The sequence below is a fragment of the Kaistella sp. genome, from assembly GCF_041824135.1.
GTDB lineage: Bacteria > Bacteroidota > Bacteroidia > Flavobacteriales > Weeksellaceae > Kaistella.
In genome coordinates this window covers 25597-43506 of sequence record NZ_JBGZYM010000078.1, presented here as the reverse complement: position 1 = coordinate 43506, position 17910 = coordinate 25597, and the positions used below count along the sequence as shown (strand labels likewise).

The following is a 17910-nucleotide window of genomic DNA, read 5'->3' as shown; positions in this document are numbered from 1 at the left end:
TGATGATACAATTTTTCTTTGAAAATATCGACCCTATCGAAATCGACTCCAGCACCAATGAGTGGCTGCAAAAACTGATCGTACATGAAGGTAAAAAAGTGGGTAAGATCAACTACATTTTTTTATCCGATGATGGATTATTAAAAGTAAATCGAGACTTCCTTCAACACGACTATTATACGGACGTCATCACCTTTGACTATGTAAAGGGTAAAACCATTTCGGCAGATATTTTTGTATCTTTGCCCCGCATTTCTGAAAACGCAATATCGCACTCAAAAGATTTTAAATCAGAACTTCACAGAGTTTTAGCCCACGGACTTCTTCATCTGTGTGGATATAAAGATAAAACGGACGAAGAGATTACAGAAATGCGCAATAAAGAAGATTTCTATCTAAATATTTTTTAGAAGCTTAATCCCGCTGTCCGCTATATCTATTGTTTCGCTTCGCTACACAATAGGATGCCGCTTCCATCGGGGCTAAAATTGCAGAAATCTTTACACTATTTTATTAATGTTTCACGTGAAACATTCTAACAGAACAAAATGATAAACGAAATATACGACGTTATTGTAGTAGGTGCTGGGCATGCTGGTTCAGAAGCAGCAGCTGCTGCCGCTAACTTAGGTTCAAAAACCTTGTTAATTACAATGAACATGCAAACCATCGGACAAATGTCTTGTAACCCAGCTATGGGTGGAATTGCAAAAGGACAGATTGTTCGGGAAATAGATGCGATGGGCGGCTACTCTGGAATTATTGCAGATAAATCTGCGATACAATTCAAGATGCTTAATCTTTCTAAAGGTCCTGCGATGTGGTCTCCAAGAACACAAAATGACAGAATGCTTTTTGCCGAAGAATGGAGAATTGCTTTGGAACAAACTCCAAACCTGGACTTCTTTCAAGACATGGTAAAAAGTTTAATCATCGAAAATCATAAAGTTGTCGGAGTTATTACGTCCTTAGGATTAGAAATTAGAGGAAAATCTGTTGTCCTAACCAACGGAACTTTTCTTAATGGATTAATTCATGTTGGAGATAAGCAACTCGGTGGTGGAAGAATGGGTGAACCACGCGCTTTTGGAATCACAGAACAACTGGTAAGTTTAGGTTTTGAATCAGGCCGAATGAAAACAGGAACTCCTCCCAGAGTAGACGGCAGATCATTGGATTATTCTAAAATGGAAGAACAAAAAGGAGACGAAAATCCTAAGAAATTCTCCTATTTAGAAAGTCCAAAACTAACAAAACAGATGAGCTGTCATATCGTTTATACCAACGAAACGGTACATGACATATTAAGAGAAGGTTTTGCCAGAAGTCCAATGTTTAACGGGACCATTCAAAGTATCGGTCCGCGGTATTGCCCAAGTATTGAAGATAAAATAAATCGATTTGCTGAACGCGAACGTCATCAATTATTTGTAGAACCAGAAGGTTGGCGAACGGTCGAAATCTACGTTAACGGTTTTAGTTCTTCACTTCCCGAAGATATTCAATTAAAAGCAATGCGTCATATTCCAGGCTTTGCAAATGCGAAAGTATTCCGTCCTGGTTATGCTATTGAATATGACTACTTCCCTCCTACCCAGCTTAATCATACTTTAGAAACGAAGTTAATTGAAAACCTTTATTTTGCAGGTCAAATTAATGGAACAACAGGCTATGAAGAAGCCGCTGGGCAAGGTTTAATCGCCGGAATTAACGCTCACAATAAAGTTCATGAAAAAGATCCATTCACTCTCAACAGAGATGAAGCTTATATTGGAGTTTTGATCGATGATTTGATAACAAAAGGAACCGATGAGCCTTATCGTATGTTTACTTCCAGAGCTGAATACAGATTGTTATTACGTCAAGATAACGCGGATATTCGTCTAACAGAAAAGTCTTACAATTTAGGTTTGGCAAATGAAGAAAGACTAATTAAAGTACAGGACAAAATTGCTAAAAGTAATCAGTTAGAAAGCTTCTTAAAAGATACTTCCTTAAAACCAGGAATCATTAATCCAGTCTTAGAAAGTATTGATTCAGCTAAAGTTGATCAAGCCTATCGTTCAGCTCAAATTCTTACAAGACCCAACATGACCTTGGCGAAATTAGAAGAAATAGATTTCATTAAAGAAGCTACGCAGCACTACTCGACTGAAGTAAAAGAACAAGCAGAGATCAATATCAAATACAAAGGGTATATTGAAAAAGAAAGAGATAACGTTGCTAAATTAAGTAGATTGGAAACAATTAAAATTCCAGATGAGTTTGATTACAGTAATCTAAAATCGCTCTCTGCAGAAGCCAAACAAAAATTCAATAAAGTAAGGCCAAAAACAATTGCACAAGCGGCAAGAATTAGTGGAGTTTCACCTGCAGACATTAATATACTTTTAATCTATTTAAAATAATGTTCCACGTGAAACATTACAAGAATATTGTTGTATCCGTCTATGAAAATTAAAGATCATTTCCTTACTCAAGAAGAGTTTGAATTAAAGGAAACTTCAACTCCTGGAGTATATAAAACTTATCCTATTCCTGAAAATATTTCATCGTATTACGATAGTAAAGATTATATCTCTCATCATCAAGATTCCGGTTCGTCGAAAGAAAAATTGTATAAATTTTTACAAAATTTTAATCTGAAATACAAACGTAATATCCTATTTGACTTTGTTGGTAGAAACAAAAAAGTTTTAGATTACGGATGTGGTGCTGGCGAATTTGTAAGATATATTGAAAATGAGTTCGAAACTTTCGGTTTTGAACCCAATGAATCCGCTATTAAATCTGCCATAAAAAAAGTTGATAAAACTAAAATTATCAGCAGTCTTGATTTTATTAAGGATGAAACTTTAGATGCGATTACGCTTTGGCATGTTTTCGAACATGTAGAAAATCAGGATGAGATGTTAAATGTTTTTTATAATAAGTTAAAAGAAAATGGAACTTTAATTATTGCAGTACCAAATCCAACTTCTTATGATGCTTTAAAATATAGAAAGTTTTGGGCAGCTTATGATGTTCCCAGACATATCTTTCATTTCTCAAAATCCGGCATGGAAAATTTAATGAATAACGATTCCTGGAAAATCAAAAAAATTAAACCACTCCTACTCGATTCCTTTTATATTTCAATGTTGAGCGAAAAATATCAAAAATCACAACTTTCTTGGCTGAAAGGATTGATCTACGGACTCATTTCTAACATAAAAGCATCAAAAACGGGCGAATTTTCCAGTTTGATATACATTATCGAAAAAAAGTAGAAGATCGATTTTTGGCTAGTTTCTGATATCCAATTTTGAGCGAATTTCACTAAAAAGTATGCATTATTTAAAAATTTAGTATTTTCAAGAGTAACTTTCAATGTTAATATTGATGTTCACTTTCACATTTGAAATTTCGAATTTAAATTTTAGATCTTACCAGAATAAAAATATGACAACGAAAGAAAAAGATTTCAAAAATTCGTAATCCTTTCCATATATCCTTATTCAAATAACTTGAATTTAATGCAGAAGATAAAAAATAATTTTGTTCTGTTAAAAATAAAATTAAATCAATATCGAAGCTTAAAATTAACAAATAACAGAAAAAAGAAAAATCTTTAAAACTCTATTTTATAATAAAATTTTAAAGACAAAAAAAGTTTCCTTTTTACAAGAAACTTTTGTTTTTATCTAGAACTAAGGTTTTAGTTCAAAATTAACTATTGATTGCTTTTACGCCAGGAAGTTCCATACCTTCTAAACTTTCCAACATTGCTCCTCCACCTGTAGAAACATAACTTACCTTCTCATCATATCCGAATTGCTTTACAAAAGCAACACTGTCTCCACCTCCAACAAGCGAGAAAGCTCCTAAGCTGGTCGCTTTTGCAATACTGTCTCCTAACGCAACCGTTCCTGCAGCAAAATTAGACATTTCAAAAACACCGATCGGACCGTTCCATAAAATAGTTCTGGAATTCATGATCACGTCATGAAATATTTTTCTGGATCGAACTCCAGCGTCTAGCCCCATCCAGCCGTCTGGAATTTCATAAATATCAACTTCCTTTATTTCGGCCTCATTATTAAAGTCATCAGCAATTAAAGAATCAACCGGTAAATAAACCGCGACATTTTGCGCTTTCGCTTTCTCCAAAATTTCTAAAGCTAACGATTGCTTATCAACCTCTACCAATGAATTACCAATATCACCGCCTAAAGCTCTTACAAAGGTAAAAGCCATTCCACCACCAATAATTAAATTATCAATTGCCGGTAATATGTTTTCTATGATCGTAATTTTACTTGAAACTTTCGAACCTCCTAAAATTGCAGTAATTGGTTTCTCACCACTTTTTAATACTTTATCAATCGCTTCCAACTCTTTCGCCATCAATAAACCGAAAAATTTAGTTGAAGGAAAGTATTGTGCGATAACTGCCGTAGACGCATGGGCTCTATGTGCAGTTCCGAAAGCATCGTTTACATAGGCATCTCCGAGGTCAGCTAACTGTTTTGCAAATGCTTCATCACCATTCTCTTCTTCATCGTGAAAACGTAAATTTTCTAATAGAAGAATTTCACCAGGCTGTAAATCAGCACTCATTTTTTTCGCTTCTGCTCCGATACAGTCGTCAGAAAATTTAACTGATTTTCCTAACACTTTCTCAATCTCAGGAAGGATATTTTTTAAAGAAAACTCTTCTGAAACTTTTCCCTTCGGACGACCTAAATGCGTCATTAAGATCACTGATCCTCCATCATTCAAAATCTTTTCGATGGTAGGTTTTACCGCCTGAATTCTCGTGTTATCAGTAACTTTCAAGTCTGCATCTTGCGGTACATTGAAATCTACTCTTACCAAAGCCTTTTTGTCTTTGAAGTCAAAATCGTTAATTGTTTTCATAAAAATTCTCCGTTTTAAGTTTCACAAATTTACTACTTATTCCCTCGATTCAAAATTAAATTCGATTTAAAAATCCACAATCCACAAATACTCATCTTATCTACAATTCCTTTTTTTTTATATAAAAAGAATATGAATGATGTTGTTGTAGTGTGGGAGTTTGGGGAGAAAAATAAAAGAAATACTTCACCGCATTTTCTTCTGCTTTTAACCATACTTTATCCATATTTTAATAAGCTGATTATCATCAGAATATACTTGTTGTTAACAAATGTTAATAACTTAAAAATTGCGTTAATATTTATAATGTAAATCTTAATAACTTAAGAATTGAACCTCTAAAATTTTATGAAAGATTATTTACTTTTATTCAAAATTAAAGTCCATTATGCAATTTAATTTGATTTTGAAAGACAATGTTCGACAAACTTATTAACACCCATTCTGTAGGTTTTCCACAAGTTATTTATAAAGATGATTAAGTTTATTGAGATCATCTATAATCTAAGCAGATAAAAGGATGATTATGAAGATTTAACTTCTAACAGAATGCTTTTTATTTTAATAATGTTAAATTTGTCTGAATTGAAAATTGAGTTAAAAGATCAATCATGAAAAAAATAGCAATAGCATGCGATCATGCAGGTTTCGAATACAAAGAAATCATAAAAAAACATTTGGAAGGCAAGTTTGAAGTAGAAGATTTCGGCACCTTTTCCCCAGACTCTGTGGATTATCCCGATTTTGTACATCCAGCCGCAGATTCTATTGAACAGGGAAGAAATGAATTAGGAATTCTTATTTGTGGAAGTGGTGAAGGTGTTGCGATTACTGCCAATAAACATCAGAAAATACGATGCGCCTTATGTTGGATGCCCGAGCTTGCCAGTCTTGCCCGTCAACATAATGATGCGAACATGATTGCCCTTCCAGCGCGTTTTATTGCCAGCCAATTGGCTACTGATATCGTTGATACGTTCCTCAATACTCCATTCGAAGGTGGAAGACATCAGAACAGAGTTGAAAAGATTTCGACTTGTTAAACCCTTCTTCTATATAAACACAACCCATACTTTATGGCAAAAGGAAAATATTTCTCAGATAAAAATAATCATAAATTACAGGAAATCGGACGATTGATTCTCCGTTTTATGAATAATAATTCTTCAAAAATTTACAATTATAAGCAGCTCGCAGACGGTATCGATTACAAAAATCCGAGACAGCGCGAACTGGTTATTCAGTCACTTCATAAACTACTTTCTGATCAAAGAATTAAGGAAGTTGAAAAAGGAAAATACATCATTAATCTAAAGATTGAAGGAACTTTAACCGGTACCATCGATTTTAATCAAACCGGAAACGCTTATGTGAAGGTTGAAAATTTAGAAGATGACGTTTTCATCCATTCTAAAAATGTAAAAGACGCCCTACAAGGCGATACGGTTCTAATCGTTACCTATAAATTTAAAGGTAAAAAAATGGAAGGTTCTGTTTTAGAAGTGATGACACGGAAACGTGATCAATTCGTGGGAACTTTCCAGTTCATCAAACATAAAGATTTTGGATTCGTTGTGGGTGATAAAAAACACATCAATACCGATATTTTTATTCCTCAAGGAAAAATTGGAGGTGCACAGGATGGCGATAAAGTAGTTGTAAAAATGATCGACTGGAAAGCTGGAGAGAAAAATCCTGAAGGTGAAATTATCACTGTTCTTGGGGCTCCTGGTGATCACGAAACTGAGATTCATTCTATTTTAGCAGAATACGGCTTACCTTACGATTTTCCGGAAGAAGTGGAAAAAGAAGCTCAGGAAATTGATAGAAGAATTCATGACGATGAAGTTGCAAAACGCCGTGATATGCGTGGAGTTTGTACGTTCACCATTGACCCGAAAGATGCAAAAGATTTCGATGATGCGCTTTCTATTCAAAAATTAGACAACGGAAACTGGGAAATTGGGGTTCACATTGCCGATGTTTCTCATTATGTTGTGCCCGGAACAATCCTCGATGCAGAAGCCTACAAACGTGCTACATCGGTCTATTTAGTAGATCGCGTGGTGCCTATGTTACCAGAAGTTTTAAGTAATGACGTTTGTTCTCTTCGTCCGAATGAAGAAAAATATACTTTTTCAGCCGTATTTGAATTGAATGACAAAGCAGAAATCCAAAGCGAATGGTTTGGAAGAACGATCATTTATTCTGACCGAAAGTTCGCTTATGAAGAAGCACAGGAAAGAATTGAAACACAGGAAGGTGATTTAGTTGAAGAAATTTTAACCTTAGACCGATTAGCTAAAATCATGAGAAAAGCCCGTATTGAAAACGGTGCGATTACTTTTGATAGAAGCGAAGTTCGATTTAACTTAGATGAAAACAGTCAGCCAATCGGTGTTTATTTTAAAGTGAGTAAAGATTCCAATCATTTGATTGAAGAATTTATGTTGCTCGCTAACCGAAAAGTTTCGGAATATATTTCTTTGAGTAAGAAAGGAGTTCCGACTAATAATACCTTTATTTACAGAATTCACGACGATCCAGATCCAGCAAAGCTAGAAGCATTGCGGGATTTTGTGGGAACATTTGGATATACTATGAATTTGGCAAACACCAAAAAAGTAGCAGAATCTCTCAACAAATTATTAGCAGATGTTAAAGGAAAAGGCGAAGAAAATATGATCGAAACCTTGGCGATGCGTTCGATGAGTAAAGCGATTTATTCTACTGATCCAATCGGGCATTATGGTTTAGGCTTCGAGTATTATTCCCACTTCACCTCTCCTATCCGCCGTTACCCGGATTTAATTGCGCATCGTTTGTTGCAACATTATTTAGATGGTGGCAAATCACCTCAAAAACAAGAATTAGAGACCAAGTGTAAACATTGCAGTTCCATGGAAAAATTGGCTTCTGATGCCGAAAGAGATTCCATTAAATTCATGCAGGTTAAGTTTATGGAGAAACATGTTGGTGAAGATTTTACTGGTGTTATTTCTGGCGTTGCCGATTTTGGATTCTGGGTTCAGATTCCAGAAAATGGCGCCGAAGGTTTAATTAAATTGAGAGATTTAATGGATGATTCTTATTCTTACGATGCTAAAAGCCATGCGGTATTTGGCAGTAAAACCGGAAATAAATATCAATTGGGTGATGAAGTGACCATTAGAGTAATGAAAGCGAATTTAATTCAGAAGCAATTGGATTTCAAGATTGTCTAAATGACCGAAAATTATCGGAATTTTTTACAGGATTTATTAAAAGTATTCGGATTAATTCTGAATGCTTTTATTTTTTTTAGGATTGTCACTTATACCTTTATAGAAGTCTGGTGGCTGTTCATTAGTTTTATTTTTTTAATGTTGGTAGGTTATATCGTGTACCGTCAATGGAGATTTGGCATCAATCAATATCAGTATTATTTGATTTACGTACCGTTTATTTTTAATTTGTTTTTTCTCGCTAATTATTTATTTTCCAGCAATAACAGAAAGGAAACCTATGATTATCAATATGGGATAACAGATGTTCAGGGAGATCGTGGGCCACGTTCTTCTAAGAAAGGAAGATCTACAACAATTCATTTAGAAGATGGAAAATTCGAAGCGTATTATTTTCCCCGAATGTTTTTTAACTATGAGATGATGAAAGACAAAAAAACAATCACATATTACTTAGAAGATGGTCTGTTTGGTTTTATGGTTATGAAAGATTACGTATTTTCGCAAAGCAATAATAACGAAATACTACATTAGTAATTATGCTAGAACTTATACTTTCAGCCGTCGGATTAGGAATCATGTTAAGTATTGTTTTCATCGGGCCGATCTTTTTCCTGCTGATTGAAACAAGTTTCTCCCGCGGACCCAAACATGCATTCACCTTAGATTGTGGCGTCGTCCTGGCGGATATTACCTGTATCGTGGCAGCCTATTTTGCCAGTGGTGATCTGGTTGAGATCATCGATAAGCATCCAGGATTTTATCGAATTACCGCCTTCATTGTTTTTATTTATGCCATTTATATGGTCGTTTCAAAAACGAAAATGCATTTGCCAGGAGAAGATAAATTGATCAATCAGAATTATTTTAAAACCTTTTTGAATGGTTATTTCTTTAATATTCTAAATATTGGTGTTGTCCTCTTTTGGTTAGTAACGGTAATTTCCGTGAGGAATGCTTATCCTAAAATTGAAGATTTTCTTTTATACATGGCACTTGTGGTCGGAACTTATTTGGTAATTGATTTCTTTAAAATTTATTTGGCTAAAATATTTCACGATAAACTCACTCAAAATGTTGCTAATCAAATTAGAAAAGGAGTTGGCTATATTTTGGTCGCTTTTAGTATTTTTATATTCTTACAGAGTTTCAAAAAGTTCAATCAATTTGATAAGAAATTAGAAGAGGCGGAAAGGACAGAACAAAAAATCATTCAACAATGAAAGAGATTATATTCCCAAGATCATTGAAAGAAGGAGATCAGATTGCAATCATTTCTCCTGCTGGTTCAGTTGAAGAAAAGCAGTTGGAGAAGGGTTTAGAAATGATCAAGCAAAAAGGTCTTGTACCAGTTCTAGGAAAACATGTTTTTACGAAGTTTTCGAACGGATACAGTTACGCCGGCACTGAAAAAGAAAGAATCTCTGATTTGAACTGGGCTTTTAATAAAGAAGATATTGCTGCGGTTTGGGCTTCCAGAGGTGGTTACGGTTGTCAACATTTATTAACACATCTGCAACTTTCAAAGTTTAAGAAAAATCCTAAATGGTATATTGGATATTCTGACAATACCGTTATTCAGAGTTTTTTATTAAAAAATAATTTTGCATCTATTCACGCACAGACCATTAAAACCTCAAGTTTCGGAGTAACCAGTGAAAGTTATGATCTGATATTTGATATTTTGAAAGGTGAGAAGCCTAATTATAATGTAGAAAGCAATTTCTTAAATAAGAAAGGAACAATTGAAGGTCAACTAGTGGGCGGTAATTTGGCCTTGATTTATGCGCTTTTAGGAACTTCTTATTCTTTCGATTTTAAAGATAAGATCCTATTTATTGAGGAGATCGGCGAGAAATATTATGCATTGGATCGAATGATGATGAGTCTGGAATTAGCCGGAGTTTTCAGAAAGATTAAAGGTCTAATTATTGGCGGAATGACCAATATGGGTGATGAAAAAGACAATAAAAACTACGAAGAAAGTTATGATGATTTTGCGAATCAACTGATTTCAGACCGATTAAAAAAATACGACTTCCCTACTCTGTTTGGTTTTCCAAATGGACATATTTTAGATAATCGACCTTTAATTATTGGAGCAAATATCAAAATGGAAATTGAAGATAAAGTAATGGTTCAGTTTTAATTTAAAAGCCAATCACCATGGCAGAACACAATGATTTAGGAAATCTTGCCGAAGAACTTGCTGCCACTTTTTTAGAAAAAAAAGGCTATAAAATTCTGGTTAAAAATTTCAGGTATCAAAGAGGCGAGATCGATATTATTGCGGAATTTAATAATCAAATTATCATTGTAGAAGTCAAGGCCAGAGGAAGCGACATCTTCATGGAACCGCAGGAAGCGGTCACTAAAACAAAAATTAAATCGCTGGTCATGGTCGCAGACTTCTTCATGAAAGATCGAAATCTAAATCAGGAAGTTCGGTTTGATATCATTGCCGTTTTACCTGATGAAAATAGAAAATTACAAATCATGCATCTCGAAGATGCTTTTCAAAGCTTCGATGCCAATTAACAGATCGTAAATATTTAATAATGAAAACAGCACTCATCACAGGAGCAACTTCCGGTATTGGAAAAGCTACCGCAGAACTTCTGGCAAAACAAGGCTTTAGATTGATTCTTTGCGGACGACGAACGGAAGTTTTAGACCAGCTAAAAACGGAGCTATCTGAGCATACCGAAACCTTTAGTTTAAACTTTGATCAGCGGTATTTTGAAGAAGTACAAAAAGCGTTTGAATCGCTTCCCGTAGATTGGAAAGAGATCGATGTTCTTATTAACAACGCTGGAAATGCACACGGTTTAGAATCGTTAATCGATGGAAATATTAGTGACTGGGATATGATGCTCGATGGAAATGTGAAAGGATTACTCTATGTTTCGAAAATGATCATGCCCGGCATGAAACAGAGAAATTCAGGACATATCGTTAATATTTCCTCGGTCGCAGCCAGACAAACTTACGCCAACGGCGTGGTGTATTGCGCTTCGAAAAAAGCCGTGGATGTGATTTCGGATGGAATGCGTTTAGAACTGACCGAATTCGGAATTAAAGTCACCAATATTCAACCCGGTGCTGTTGAAACTGAGTTTTCAAAAGTGAGATTCAAAGGTGATGAAGACAGAGCAAAAACAGTATACAAAGGTTATGATGCTTTGAGAGCGGAAGATATCGCCGATGCTATTGCCTACTGTATTAATGCACCGACACATGTTATGATCTCTGATTTAACAATTTATCCCAGCGCCCAAAGTGAACCGAGAACGATTCATCGTAAATAATGGTCAGCACTGTTAAACTTTTACATTTATAAAATTTTAGATTAAAAAAATGAAAATTCTTCATATTGAAACTTCCTCCAAAAATTGTTCTGTAGCCATTTCTGATGGTGAAAAGATCCTTTGTCTCTGTGAAGAAGTTTCTGAAAATTACAAACAGTCCGAAAGCTTACATACGTATGTTAAGTGGGCTTTAGAAGGTGCGAAATTGACTTTAAAAGACATTGAATCTGTCTCCTTGGGAAAAGGTCCTGGCTCTTACACAGGCCTTCGAATCGGCGCTTCTTCTGCCAAAGGATTTTGCTATGGATTACAAATTCCGTTAATCGCAACAAATTCTTTAGAAACGATGATAGAGCCTTTTTTAAACAAGGATTATGATTTGATCATTCCGTTGATCGATGCACGAAGAATGGAGGTTTATTCAGCTGTTTTTGACGGCAATTTAGGCGAGATGATTAGTGCGACCGAAGCAAAGATCCTGGATGAAAACTCTTATCAGGAGTATCAAGATAAAAAGATTTTGTTCGTTGGAGATGGCGCAAAGAAAGCGAAAGAGATTCTTCAATTAGAAAATGCCGAATTCAATGAGACCGTTTATCCCTCTGCGAAATATCTAATTAAAAAAGCCGTGGAAAAATACAACCGACAGGAATTTGAAGATGTGGCGTATTTCGAACCCTTTTATTTAAAAGATTTTCAAGGAGTTAAAAAGAAAAAAAGCGAAGAATAATTTTCGCTTTTTTGTTTACTTTATTTTCATTTCCTGCACTGCCGCTCTTTCCGGTTGCAAACCTTTTAAATCTGGCGTTTTAGTTTCTTGAATTCCAGTATTGGCGCCTGGAGGACTTGGTGGGCCACTACGTCTTTCTGTGTCAGGCATTTCTTTTTGATCTTCATTAGGAACTGGTGGTTGATTAGCGTTAATGACATTTCCAGTCTCGTCTAAACTTTCAACTTGCAGATCACTTTTAAGATATTTCAACATTTCTGCTGCCTTCTCGCCTTCGGGAGTTTTAGCGTAGTTTAAAGAAATTTGTTCAAGTTGTAAAATCATTATTTCTTTACCAGCAGTTTTTCCAATATTAAAGGCATTCAACAAAGAGAATTTTGGAACCAGAGCATCTTTCGGATATTTTTCTAAAGCACCGTCAATCATCGTTCTGCTCTCTTCATATTTCTCTTTGTCGTACAAATCAAAAGCCTGAGCATATAATTTTTCTACTTCTTCAGCAGATTTTGCGAATGAGCTATTCTTAGGATTTCTTACAAATTCTGCATAAGAAGTGTAAGGATATTCGTCCAAAATCATCTGTTTTGCCCGTTCCGCTGCACCTGGATTTTTCTCATAGTTAAAGGCGAAAATTTGATACAACGCTTGCAGTTTAATATCTTCTTCTGGTTGCGTATCTGCTAGATCATACAGTGTTTTGGTGGCCAATGGGGTGTCTGAAAAATAAGTTTCATACATTCTTCCAATGCCTAAAGAAGCAGTATCTCTGGCTTTTTTCAACGCAAGGATATCTTCTGTTTTTGTTGGGATTTTTTCAATGTAGAAATTAGGTTCTAGCCTTCTTGGATCTGGCGCGGTAGTAATTCCCATCGCTTGACTTTTTAAATCTTCTATTGAATTACTTCTTGCTGAAGTTCGCCAGTTATCATTTAAAGAACGGTTTCCCCAGATTTGCTTAAAAGAAGATTCTCCTTTAGCTACCGTTCCCAGATTGGCGAAATAAAACCCACCTTTACTTCCTCCGAAGTCCTGAAATCCTCCGGCAGCTCCTGCGAACATAGAATTTGCCGAATAATCTCCTGTATCAAAACCTTTACTTCTTTCTTCCTTTTTCCGCTCTATTTCTTCGCGCGCTTCTTTGGTTTTGATATCGTCAATATATTTATTAAAATAGGCAATTCTTTCTGCTTCCGGCATTTTAGTCAAAGCCAGAATACTGTCATTTTTTTTGATCAGATAGTAGTTAGCAGAAACCTTTTTAATATTGGCGGAGTATTCTTCCAATAAAATTTTTGAAGGTTGATAAGTCATTACTGCTAAGGAAGAATCGTAGAAGGCACCTGCAGAAAGATAGTCACTTTCCTCAAAATAGGCTTTACCGATTTCGTAATAGGTCAAGCCACGAATTTGGGGATCAGATACTTTTTCTTTTAGCGACTGTGCAAAAAATTCTTTGGCTTCGTCTTTCTTTCCGGCTTTATTCGCCATTAAACCTAACGCATAATAGAATTCATTTTTTCGAGAACCGTAAGTTCCTTTTTTACTTATTTTTTCTAAATAGGTTTTTGCGCCTTGATAATCATCGCCAGCTCCATTAAAGGTTTTCGCGATTTCAATTTGAGATTTCACTTCAAATTCAAAATCATTGGCATTTTTGTAAGCAGTTGCAAAGCTTTCTCTGGCTTCCTCATTTCTGCCAAGTTCTGATAAAATTTGTCCGCGTAAAAAAGCAATTCTACTTCTTAATTTTCTATTTTTATTAACAACATATGCGTCATCAAGTTCGTTAACTGCATCTTGTTTTTTACCAGAAGCCAGCAACATTTCAGAATAATAAATTTCTAAAAGCTTGCGGTATTCTTTTTTGATTTTACTTTTTTTCAGATCAGCGAAAACCTCTTCAGCTCTGTGATAATCTTCCATTTTTGAGTATGCCTGCGCTTGGTAGATTCTGGCTAAAGGAAGTCGTTTGTCTTTCCTCATATTCGCAAAAACAAAGTTGAGTCCGTCTAATGCTTCCAAAGGTTTGTTGCGGTATAATCTGCTTTGAGCCAATAAAATGTAAGCATCAAACATCTTTTTATTTTTTTCCTCACCTCCTTTCATTACAGAATATTTCGAGATGGCTTTCAAGGCTTTAGCTTCTGAAATTTCTAAAATTGAAGCTCCTCTTTTGGTCTCAGAATTTTGTCCTGAATTTCCAGAATAGCTTGAATTCCCAGAAAAATTCATGGATCCAGGACCACCCATCGAAGCGGATGAATTGGGCGGAGAAGGTGGACCGGAATTTCTATTTCTTGTGGGTGACGCTGGACCAGATCCAACGGGATCATTACCAAACATTCCGCCTGAACCAGCTTGAAAATCACTTCCTAAAGGTTGCTCATCGTATGTCAGCAGCTGAATATAGGGCGCGTAAAAATTGTCTTTATGGGCTTTGTCTCTATTCTTTAGTTCCGTTTCCAATGCATCTTTACTGTTAAAGAGCGTATTGTAATAAGAGAAAAACCCTTTCATAAAAGTAGAGTCATTCGTCTTCTTTCGAGAGGAACAGGAATTAAAAACGGTGATTGCTAAAAGGAAGAGTATCGTTTTTTTCATTATCAGATAATAACTTTCAAATCAGTGTTTTATTATTAATAACACCAGTTAATTGATGTAAAAATAATGATTTTTTGTTTTAGGAAGATGTTTGTTCTAAATCTTTTAAAAGAGAATACACCAAATGGGTGGGTAATCCCATGATCGTGTAGAAACTTCCCTCGATATTTTTGATTTTTGCCATGCCCAGCCATTCTTGAATGCCATAACTTCCGGCTTTATCAAATGGTCGGTATTTTTGAATGTAAAAATTCAATTCCTCATCACTGATTTCATCAAATTCAACATTGGCAACATCAGTTTTAGTAATGGTTTGGGTAAAAGTTTTCATCGTGATTCCCGTATAAACCTGATGAGTTTTTCCGGAAAGTTTTCGTAACATTTCTTTGGAGTGAACTTCATCATTTGGTTTTCCTAAAATTTCTTTATTAAGCGCCACAATGGTATCTGCAGTAATTAAAACTTCACCAGGATTTAAGGTTCGAAATGCGTTAGACTTTAGTTCTGAAAGATATGCTGCTATTTTTTCGACGGCTAAATCGGTTGGATAAACTTCATCGCAGTCCACAGAAACGATTTCAAAATCGAAACCTAATTCTTTTAACAATTCTTTTCTTCGTGGAGAATTGGAGGCTAATAATATGTTCATATAATATTTGAAATCAATTAATTAAGTGCTTTTAGTATCGTCTTCCAGCCATTTTCCCTGCACTTTCATGACTTGTTCAATGACATCGCGCACTGCTCCTTTCCCACCCTGAATTGGTGAGATATAATCTGACATCAATTTTATTTCCGCAACCGAATTTTCGGGACAGGCTGAAATTCCCGAGATTCTCATCATTCCCATATCTGGTAGATCGTCGCCCATGGTAAGAATTTCTTCATTCTTCAAATTATATTTTTGCTTGAATTCTTCAAATTTTTCCAGCTTATCGCCGATCTTAGCATAGTAATCCGTAATTCCTAAATAGCTGATTCTGTTTCTCACCATAGGATCATCACCACCTGTGATCACGCAAATTGGATAATTATGTTTTCTGGCTTTAACCACTGCGTATCCATCAAGCACATTCATCGTGCGACACATACTTCCGTCTGGCATTAAATAGACACTTCCATCAGTAAAAACGCCGTCAACATCAAATACGAAGGCTTTTATATTTTTTAAATTCGATTTATAACTCATACATTTTCTTTATCGATTCATTCATTATTTTATAAATTTTCAATTGCTCTTCATCAGTAATTAAATCTTCATGTGCTTTCAAAACCCGTTCGTCATTTCTAATGGCTGGACCAGTTTGAGCAAATTTTGGTTCTAATATCTCAATCTTCGCCGTCGTTTCTTTAATTAATGGTAAAAAATAGTCAAACGGAATTTCCTGCGAATCTGAAATTTCTTTAGCTCTGGCAAAAAGATGATTCACAAAATTACAGGCAAAAACGGCAGTCAAATGAATATACTTTCTCTTTTCATAAGTTGAAATCATTACTTTTTTCGAAATATGTAAAGCAAGATTTTTCAATAATTCTAAATCATTATCATCGTCTGATTCTACGAAAAACGGAACTTCTTTATAATCGAGATCCTTCGACTTTGAAAATGTCTGCAAAGGATAGAAACTGGCCTTTCGAAAGTTTCCTTCTAAGATTTCTTTCGGTAAAGAACCTGAAGTATGTGCAACCAAACAGTTTTCTTTCGTAATCAATTTTGAAACTTCAGAGATTGAACCATCACTTACGCAGATCAAATACAGATCGGCGTCTTGTAATTGCGTTGCAGAAAAAGGAACTTGTAATTGCTCGGAAATGAATTTTAAGTCGTTTTCGTTTCTTCCAAAAAGCTGGGAAACCGGAATTTTATTTTCTTGAAATGCTTTTGCTAAATGGTAAGCTACATTTCCCGAACCGATGATGACAATCTTCATATAAAGGAATATGAACAAAGATACTTATTTTGCTTTGGACTAAAAATTGAAGTGTTATTTAACTTTTAAATATATTTACCATCCAAACAACGAAAGCATCTCAATGAAGATCCAGGAAACCGAAATTATCGAGTTGATGTCAAGCGAAAAATCCCGTGAAAAGGGAGTTCGCCTGATGATGGATGCTTATCAGAGCAGGTTGTATTGGCATATCAGAAGGTTTGTGGTCGACCACGATTTGGCTCAGGATATTTTGCAGGATACTTTTATAAAGGCCTATCAAAATTTTCATCAGTTCAAACGGGAAAGTCAATTATACACCTGGCTCTATCGAATTGCAACGAACGAATCTTTGCAACAATTAAATAAGATGAAGAAAATGCAGAAATCTGATGAGGAAGTCACCAGTCATCTGCAAAATTTAGTCGCTGATAATGTGCAGCCAAGTGCTGATGAAATTCAGATTTTATTACAGCAGGCGATTAGCACCTTACCTGAGAAACAGAAATTGGTGTTTAATATGAGGTATTACGAAGATTTACCTTACGAGGATATTTCACAAATTTTGGATATGTCGGTAGGGACATTGAAAACCAACTACCATTACGCCAAGCAAAAAGTGGAGGATTATTTAAAACAGAATTACACAGAATAAGAGCATCTAGAAATGAAAGAGTTTGATATCGAAAAATTAAAACGAGAAAATATCTTTAAAACACCCGACGGTTTTTTTGAAGATATGCAAAAGAATGTGCTGCAAGAAACTGTTCCTGTGAAGCAAGGAAAAATTATAAAACTCAATTGGGCGTACAGTGCGGCTGCTGCAGTTGCACTTTTAGTTGGGGTGAGTGTCGTAATGAATTCTGATCCGGCGGTTGAAACTCAATCGATCACTCGAATTGTATCTATAGATTCTGAACCTGCAACCTATGCATTATCAGAGGTTAAACCTCAGAAACAAGAAGCTGTTGCATTGCAAATTTTAGAAGAGGATTTAACTTCGGTGCCTAAGACTTATCCAAAAAGAAGTACAGAACCAAGCAGTGTGTCTCCAAAGAAAACCGCTAGTTTCGCAAACCAAAAAGAGCAGAAAACAAGTCAGAATCCTGAAGTTCAGGTAGATCAGATCTTAGCAAACTTCACCTCTGCAGAGTTGGCAACTGTTGGAAGAAATACAGAACAAGACATTTATTTGGATTTGTATAATTAAAAAAGAA

General features: G+C 35.3%; 18 protein-coding genes. 13 read left to right on the top strand and 5 right to left on the bottom strand.

The genetic code is table 11. The features are described from left to right. Positions 1–2 precede the first annotated feature (2 nt). The 3 genes from ybeY (at position 3) to ACEYOS_RS09010 (ending at position 3269) form a co-directional block, all read left to right on the top strand. Complete coding sequence (gene ybeY, locus ACEYOS_RS09020) at positions 3–410, top strand: rRNA maturation RNase YbeY (protein ID WP_373709693.1); 408 nt, start codon at positions 3–5, stop codon at positions 408–410. A 138-nt stretch (positions 411–548) separates the two neighbouring features. Further along, positions 549–2408, top strand: a complete 1860-nt coding sequence (mnmG, locus tag ACEYOS_RS09015; RefSeq protein ID WP_373709655.1) for a tRNA uridine-5-carboxymethylaminomethyl(34) synthesis enzyme MnmG — start codon at positions 549–551, stop codon at positions 2406–2408. 42 nt (positions 2409–2450) lie between these two features. After that, positions 2451–3269, top strand: coding sequence for a class I SAM-dependent methyltransferase (locus tag ACEYOS_RS09010; RefSeq protein ID WP_373709656.1), 819 nt, complete (start codon positions 2451–2453; stop codon positions 3267–3269). Between the two features lie 439 nt (positions 3270–3708). Here the strand turns inward: ACEYOS_RS09010 and pgk are convergent, their stop codons facing one another. Continuing rightward, the gene (gene pgk, locus ACEYOS_RS09005) at positions 3709–4899 is read right to left on the bottom strand and encodes a phosphoglycerate kinase (protein ID WP_373709657.1); all 1191 of its coding nucleotides are present in this window, start codon (positions 4897–4899) and stop codon (positions 3709–3711) included. Between the two features lie 611 nt (positions 4900–5510). Between pgk and rpiB the strand changes: the two genes are divergently transcribed. The 8 genes from rpiB to tsaB are packed head-to-tail and all read left to right on the top strand — an operon-like array spanning position 5511 to position 12161. Next, a complete protein-coding gene (rpiB, locus tag ACEYOS_RS09000; protein ID WP_373709658.1) occupies positions 5511–5942 on the top strand; it encodes a ribose 5-phosphate isomerase B in 432 nt (143 codons plus the stop codon). A gap of 33 nt (positions 5943–5975) precedes the next feature. Next, positions 5976–8123: a ribonuclease R gene (gene rnr / locus ACEYOS_RS08995; protein WP_373709659.1), complete on the top strand. Its 2148-nt coding sequence runs from the start codon at positions 5976–5978 to the stop codon at positions 8121–8123. Beyond that, positions 8124–8657 carry a hypothetical protein gene (locus ACEYOS_RS08990; RefSeq protein WP_373709660.1) on the top strand — a complete coding sequence of 178 codons (534 nt, stop codon included), beginning with the start codon at positions 8124–8126 and terminating at the stop codon, positions 8655–8657. A gap of 5 nt (positions 8658–8662) precedes the next feature. Further along, positions 8663–9346 (top strand): LysE family translocator, encoded by a 684-nt coding sequence (locus ACEYOS_RS08985; protein ID WP_373709661.1) that lies wholly within the window; start codon positions 8663–8665, stop codon positions 9344–9346. Further along, entirely contained in the window at positions 9343–10272 is a 930-nt protein-coding gene (locus tag ACEYOS_RS08980) for an LD-carboxypeptidase (protein ID WP_373709662.1), read from the top strand. Before ACEYOS_RS08985 ends, ACEYOS_RS08980 begins: the two co-directional genes overlap by 4 nt. A 17-nt stretch (positions 10273–10289) precedes the next feature. Then, positions 10290–10661, top strand: a complete 372-nt coding sequence (locus tag ACEYOS_RS08975; protein ID WP_373709663.1) for a YraN family protein — start codon at positions 10290–10292, stop codon at positions 10659–10661. Positions 10662–10681: 20 nt separating this feature from the next. After that, positions 10682–11431, top strand: a complete 750-nt coding sequence (locus ACEYOS_RS08970; protein WP_373709664.1) for an SDR family NAD(P)-dependent oxidoreductase — start codon at positions 10682–10684, stop codon at positions 11429–11431. A gap of 49 nt (positions 11432–11480) precedes the next feature. Further along, positions 11481–12161, top strand: a complete 681-nt coding sequence (tsaB, locus tag ACEYOS_RS08965; protein WP_373709665.1) for a tRNA (adenosine(37)-N6)-threonylcarbamoyltransferase complex dimerization subunit type 1 TsaB — start codon at positions 11481–11483, stop codon at positions 12159–12161. 15 nt (positions 12162–12176) lie between these two features. Here the strand turns inward: tsaB and ACEYOS_RS08960 are convergent, their stop codons facing one another. From ACEYOS_RS08960 to ACEYOS_RS08945, 4 genes are all read right to left on the bottom strand, one after another. Continuing rightward, positions 12177–14762: a heme biosynthesis protein HemY gene (locus tag ACEYOS_RS08960; protein ID WP_373709666.1), complete on the bottom strand. Its 2586-nt coding sequence runs from the start codon at positions 14760–14762 to the stop codon at positions 12177–12179. Positions 14763–14841: 79 nt separating this feature from the next. Then, positions 14842–15411 (bottom strand): Maf family nucleotide pyrophosphatase, encoded by a 570-nt coding sequence (locus ACEYOS_RS08955; RefSeq protein WP_373709667.1) that lies wholly within the window; start codon positions 15409–15411, stop codon positions 14842–14844. 21 nt (positions 15412–15432) lie between these two features. Continuing rightward, the gene (locus ACEYOS_RS08950; protein ID WP_373709668.1) at positions 15433–15951 is read right to left on the bottom strand and encodes a KdsC family phosphatase; all 519 of its coding nucleotides are present in this window, start codon (positions 15949–15951) and stop codon (positions 15433–15435) included. Beyond that, positions 15941–16693 (bottom strand): Rossmann-like and DUF2520 domain-containing protein, encoded by a 753-nt coding sequence (locus tag ACEYOS_RS08945; protein WP_373709694.1) that lies wholly within the window; start codon positions 16691–16693, stop codon positions 15941–15943. The genes ACEYOS_RS08950 and ACEYOS_RS08945 overlap by 11 nt, the downstream gene beginning before the upstream one ends. A gap of 103 nt (positions 16694–16796) precedes the next feature. Here ACEYOS_RS08945 and ACEYOS_RS08940 point away from each other — a divergent pair, with 103 nt between their 5' ends. Continuing rightward, a complete protein-coding gene (locus tag ACEYOS_RS08940) occupies positions 16797–17348 on the top strand; it encodes an RNA polymerase sigma factor (protein ID WP_373709695.1) in 552 nt (183 codons plus the stop codon). 12 nt (positions 17349–17360) lie between these two features. After that, on the top strand, positions 17361–17903 hold the full coding sequence (locus ACEYOS_RS08935; protein ID WP_373709669.1) for a hypothetical protein: 543 nt from the start codon (positions 17361–17363) through the stop codon (positions 17901–17903). The last annotated feature ends 7 nt before the right edge of the window (positions 17904–17910 follow it).